The following is a 5,686-nucleotide window of genomic DNA, read 5'->3' as shown; positions in this document are numbered from 1 at the left end:
TTCCCGATCGGCGACCCGATCGAGGACACCCGGATGTCGCGCTCCTGGAGGGCTGCGGCGACCTGCGCCCGCTGCGCGTCGCTGAGATCGAGCACGTTGGTGTTCCACGCGCTCCGGAACTCGATGTGCGTCAGTCCCAATTCGCTGATCACCTCGAGCTGGGTGTTCAGGTCCGGTCCGATCTCGTCAGCGAAACCGCTCAGCGTCCACATGCCCACGATTCAAGCCAGCCCGGCATCGAATGGCAATCGGTTGCCGCGTGTTGTAGCGTCCGACGCATGGCGGAGCGGCCCACCACGATCTACGACGTCGCACGCGCGGCAGGCGTCGCGCCGTCGACGGTCTCGCGCACGTTCTCGCGGCCCGGCCGGGTCAACGCGGAGACCGCCGAGCGGATCCGCGAGGTCGCCGCGGAGCTCGGCTATCGCGCCAACCCGCAGGCGCGGGCGCTCTCGACGCGCACCACGTCGATGATCGCGGTGCTGCTCGCCGATATCGCCAACCCCGTGTTCGCGGAGCTCGTGCGCGGTGCCGAGGAGGCGGCGGCCGAGGCCGGCTACGCGATGGTGCTCGCGGACACTCGCGAGTCCGCGGGCCGTGAGCGTGAGGTGCTCGACAAGATCCTTCCGACGGTCGACGGCGTGGTGCTCGCCAGCCCACGGATGTCCGACACCGCGGTGCGCCAGGTCGCGAAGGTCAAGCCCACGGTGGTGCTCAACCGCGAGGTCGGGGGGCTGCCGAGCGTGGTGGTGGACAACCCGCGAGGGATGCGTCGCGCGGCCGAGCACCTGGCTGGGCTCGGGCATACGCACGTCACCTATCTCGCCGGTCCCGAGGCGGCATGGCCCGACGGCGTCCGGTGGCGGGCTCTGCGCGACGTCCGGGTCGACCTGGGGCTGAGTGTGCGTCGTGTGGGCCCGGTACCCCCGACGGTCAACGGGGGCGTGCGCGCCGCCGCTGCCTGGGCTGCCCACCCGACCTCGGCCGTGGTGGGCTACAACGACATGGTCGCGATCGGGTTCATGCGGGGCGTGCTCGCGATGGGTCGGCGGGTGCCCGAGGACGTGAGTGTCATCGGCTTCGACAACACCCAGTCGGCCGAGATCGTCACGCCCAGCCTCACCACGGTGGCATCTCCGCAGCGCGAGCTCGGGGCGCGTGCGGTGCGGCACGTGCTCGCGTTCGTCGGCGGTGCGCGCAGCACATCGGCCGAGCCGGTGCTGCTGCCCTCGAAGCTGGTCCAACGGGCCAGTACCGGGCCGGCCGCTCCCTCGCTCTGAGCGCGGCTCGCTCGCGCAGCGTGCTGCAATGGTTGGCAATTGTTGGCACACGGGTGGCTGGCCACCCAACCATGGCCACCATGCCTGCACTGGAGCTGCACCCCGACCGCCTGCTACCCGCTGACGCGGCGTCACGCGACGTGGCGCGCGAGCTGTACACCTCGGTGGCCGACCTGCCGATCATCAGCCCGCACGGTCACGTGCCACCGCAGTGGTTGAGCGAGGACATCCCGTTCCGCGACCCCACCTCGCTGCTGATCACGCCCGACCACTACGTCAACCGGATGCTGCATGCGCACGGCGTGCCGCTGTCCGACCTCGGCGTGGGTGAGGGACCGCTCGACGAGGCGGCCTCGCGTCGTGCGTTCCGGATCTTGTGCGAGCACTGGAGCGCCTACCGCGGCACGCCGGTGCGGTACTGGCTGGTGGACGAGCTCGCCGGCATCTTCGGCGTGACCGAGCGGCCCAGCGCCGAGACCGCGGACAGCATCTACGACGCGATCGCCGAGAAGATCGCCCAGCCGGAGTTCCGGCCCCGGGCGTTGTTCGACAGCTTCGGCATCGAGGTGCTCGCGACCACCGACGACCCGTGCGACGACCTGTCCCCGCACGAGGCGCTGGCCGCCGACGAGACCTTCACGGGTCGCGTGGTGCCGACGTTCCGGCCGGACCGGTACCTCGACCCGACCGAGAGCACCTGGAACGAGCGGGTCACACGGCTGGGGGAGACCGCCGGGATCGCCGTGGACGACTACGCCGGCTATATCGCCGCCCTCGAGGACCGCCGCCGGTACTTCGTGGACCACGGTGCGGTCTCGGCCGACCACGGTGTGAACGACGCCGAGACGCTCGTGCTCGATCCGGCCGAGGCTGGCCGGATCTACACGGCCGCGCGCGCCGGCTCGGCCACTGCCTCCGAGACCGACGCGTTCCGCCGTCACATGATCAGCGAGATGGCGAGGATGTCCTGCGAGGACGGCCTCGTGATGACGCTGCACCCCGGCGTGCACCGCAACCACCATCGCGCCACGTTCGAGGCGCTCGGACCGGACGTGGGCTGCGACATCCCCACCACCGTCGAGTACACCCGGGCCCTGTCGCCGCTGCTCAACGCCTACGGCACCCACCCGAACCTCAACCTCGTGCTGTTCACGATCGACGAGACCACCTACTCCCGCGAGATCGCTCCGCTCGCAGGCTTCTACCCCAGCGTGTACGTGGGCGTGCCGTGGTGGTTCATCGACGCCCCGGAGGCGATCCGCCGGTTCCGCGCCGCGGTCACCGAGACCGCAGGCTTCTCCCGCACCTCCGGCTTCATCGATGACACGCGCGCGTTCTGCTCGATCCCCGCGCGGCACGACATGTCCCGCCGTCTCGACGCCGGTTACCTCGCCGGACTCGTGGGCGAGCACCAGCTCGCGATGGACGAGGCGCTGGAGACCATCCACGACCTCGTCGCGACCAATCCCCGGAAGGTGTTCAAGCTGTGACCCGCCTGTCACGTTCGCTGCCCGGCATGCCGGCAGCCGCACCGGTTCGGATCGTCCACCTCGGCGTCGGCAACTTCTACCGCGCCCACGCGGCCTGGTACACCCACCAGGCACCCGACGCGGCGGAGTGGGGGATCGCCGCGTTCACGGGTCGCCGCCCCGACGCTGCCGAGGCGCTCGCACCCCAGGACGGGCTGTACACGCTCATCACCAAGGGCCCCGACGGAGATACGACCGACGTGATCGGTTCGATCGTCGCCGTCCATCGCTCGGACGAGCACGAGGCCTACCTGGGCTACCTCGAGAACCCGGCCATCGCCGTCGTGAGCCTGACGGTGACCGAGGCGGGGTACCGCCGAGCCGCCGACGGCACGATCGACCTGGCCGACGAGGCCGTCGCAGCCGATGTCGCGGCACTTGCCGGCGACCCGCGCGCGGCCGTGACGACCGCACCGATGAAGCTGGTCGCCGGGCTGCTGGCGCGGCGCGCGGCGGGAGCCGGAGCGATCACGATCATGCCGTGCGACAACCTGCCGGACAACGGGGCGGCCGTGCGCACGGTCGTGCTGAGCGCCGCCGAGGCCGTCGAGCCGACACTGGCGACCTGGATCGGCGATACCGTCGATTTCGCGTCCTCGATGGTCGACCGAATCACGCCCGCGACCACCGACGCGGACCGCGAGCTGGTGCGGGACGCGGTCGGGGCCGAGGACGTCTCACCGGTACCGACCGAGCCGTTCTCGGAGTGGGTGCTCAGTGGTGACTTCCCGGCCGGCCGGCCGCAGTGGGACGCGGCGGGTGCGCAGATCGTCGACGACGTGGAGCCGCACGAGCGCCGCAAGCTCTGGCTGCTCAACGGCTCGCACACGCTGCTCGCCTACGCGGGCTCGATCCGCGGCCACGAGACGATCGACGCAGCGATCGCCGACCCCGCCTGCCGCGGCTGGGTCGAGCAGTGGTGGGCCGAGGCCGAACGCCACCTGAACCTCCCACATGAGGAGATCGCCGCGTACACCGATGCGCTGCTGGACCGTTACGCCAACGCCCGAGTGCGGCACCTGACCGCGCAGATCGCCTACGACGGATCGCAGAAGCTTCCGGTGCGTACCGTTCCCGTGGTGCAGGCCGAGCGCGCGGCGGGGAACGTGCCTGTCGGTGGAGCCACGACGCTCGCCGCGTGGGTGCTGCACCTGCGCGGTGAGGGCGCGCCGATCAAGGACGCGACGGTCGATCGGGCGCTCGCCGCCGCGACCAGCGGCGACCTCCCGGTGGCCGTGCCCGCGGTGCTCGAGGTGCTCGGCCTCGGGGGCGATGTCGATCTCACTGCCGCCGTCCTCACCCAGGCCGCAGCGATCCCCGCCGTCTAGCTTTCAACGCTCTTCCGGCACGGCGAGGGTTTCAACGCTGTTCCGGCACCTGTCGTGCCGACACCTCGGCGCTGGACCCTCCGTGCCGCCCGCATGCGGGGCGTGTGGCCGTGCCGGAACAGCGTTGAAAGTGGTGTGGTGCCGGAAGAGCGTTGAAAGCGGGGGTGGGGGAGGGCGCTAGGATGAGCCTGTGCGCAGCACCCTGCTCCTTATCTAGCCGCGGCGAGAAGGTTCTCTCAGCCGCGGCAGCCCCTCGCCCGAGGGGCTTTTTTGTGCCCCGAGGATGCCAGCAGCGCAGCACCGCAGGAAGAACGAAGGAATCGACGCGATCATGAGCACCGAGACGAGCGAGAGCACCGAGGCGAGTTACGACGTCGCCGCCATCCAGGACCGGTGGCGGCCGGTCTGGGACGAGCTCGACGCCTTCCGGGCCGGCACCGCGGGGCCCGGTGCCGAGAAGCGCTACGCGCTCACGATGTTCCCGTACCCCAGCGGCGACCTGCACATGGGTCACGCCGAGGTGTTCGCGCTGCACGACGTGCTGGCGCGCTACTGGTGGCTGCGCGGCTACGACGTGCTCAACCCGATCGGCTGGGACTCCTTCGGGCTGCCTGCCGAGAACGCGGCGATCCGGCAGGGCATCAACCCCAAGGCCTGGACGTACGCGAACATCGAGACCCAGGCGTCCTCGATCCGCCGCTACGGCGTGAGCTTCGACTGGTCGCGCCGGCTGCACACCTCCGACCCCGAGTACTACCGCTGGACCCAGTGGCTGTTCCAGAAGTTCTACGAGCGAGGGCTGGCCTACCGGAAGTCCTCGCCGGTCAACTGGTGCCCCAACGACCAGACGGTGCTGGCGAACGAGCAGGTCGTCGGCGGCATGTGCGAGCGGTGCGGCGCCGTGGTCACCAAGCGCGAGCTGACGCAGTGGTTCTTCAAGGTCACCGACTACGCGCAGCGGCTGCTGGATGACATGGAGCAGCTGAAGGACACCTGGCCCGAGCGCGTGCTGTCGATGCAGCGCAACTGGATCGGCCGCTCCGAGGGCGCGCACGTCGACTTTGTGATCGAGGGCCGCGACGAGCCCGTCACGGTGTTCACCACCCGCCCCGACACGCTGTTCGGTGCCACGTTCTTCGTGGTCGCGGCCGATGCGCCGCTGGCCGCCGAGCTGGTGACCGAGGAGCAGCGCGGTTCCTTCGAGAGCTATCTGGAGGACGTGCGCCGCGCCTCGGACATCGAGCGGCTCGCCACTGATCGGCCCAAGACCGGAGTGTTCCTGGGCCGGTACGCGATCAACCCCGTCAACGGCGAGCGGATCCCGGTCTGGGCGGCCGACTACGTGCTGGCCGATTACGGCACCGGCGCGATCATGGCGGTGCCCGGCGGCGACGAGCGCGACTACGCATTCGCGCAGGCTCACGACCTGCCGGTGATTCACACCGTCCAGCCCTCTGGCAACGACACGGTTCTCGACGGCGGTGCCTACTCGGGCGATGGCGTCACCATCAACTCCGCCAACGACGAGATCGACGTCAACGGGCTGGGG

At 70.3% G+C, this 5,686-nt stretch carries 4 protein-coding genes and 1 pseudogene; 4 read left to right on the top strand and 1 reads right to left on the bottom strand.

The genetic code is table 11. The features are described from left to right. Window positions 1-212, bottom strand: a pseudogene (locus tag ACOJSN_RS17010) (sugar phosphate isomerase/epimerase); the annotation flags it as partial. Between the two features lie 66 nt (window positions 213-278). Between ACOJSN_RS17010 and ACOJSN_RS17005 the strand changes: the two are divergent. From ACOJSN_RS17005 to ACOJSN_RS16990, 4 genes are all read left to right on the top strand, one after another. Beyond that, on the top strand, window positions 279-1,280 hold the full coding sequence (locus ACOJSN_RS17005; RefSeq protein WP_420113678.1) for a LacI family DNA-binding transcriptional regulator: 1,002 nt from the start codon (window positions 279-281) through the stop codon (window positions 1,278-1,280). An 80-nt stretch (window positions 1,281-1,360) separates the two neighbouring features. Next, window positions 1,361-2,770: a glucuronate isomerase gene (gene uxaC / locus ACOJSN_RS17000; protein ID WP_420113677.1), complete on the top strand. Its 1,410-nt coding sequence runs from the start codon at window positions 1,361-1,363 to the stop codon at window positions 2,768-2,770. After that, a complete protein-coding gene (locus tag ACOJSN_RS16995; RefSeq protein WP_420113676.1) occupies window positions 2,767-4,137 on the top strand; it encodes a mannitol dehydrogenase family protein in 1,371 nt (456 codons plus the stop codon). The genes uxaC and ACOJSN_RS16995 overlap by 4 nt, the downstream gene beginning before the upstream one ends. Before the next feature lie 283 nt (window positions 4,138-4,420). Further along, the coding region (locus ACOJSN_RS16990; protein ID WP_420113675.1) for a class I tRNA ligase family protein at window positions 4,421-5,686 on the top strand (1,266 nt) is incomplete at its 3' end.

It is taken from the genome of Pseudactinotalea sp., from assembly GCF_048594945.1.
In the GTDB taxonomy this organism is placed as follows: Bacteria; Actinomycetota; Actinomycetes; order Actinomycetales; family Beutenbergiaceae; genus Pseudactinotalea.
The sequence above is the reverse complement of the archived record's forward strand: the minus strand, read 5'-3'. Positions and strand labels throughout refer to the sequence as shown.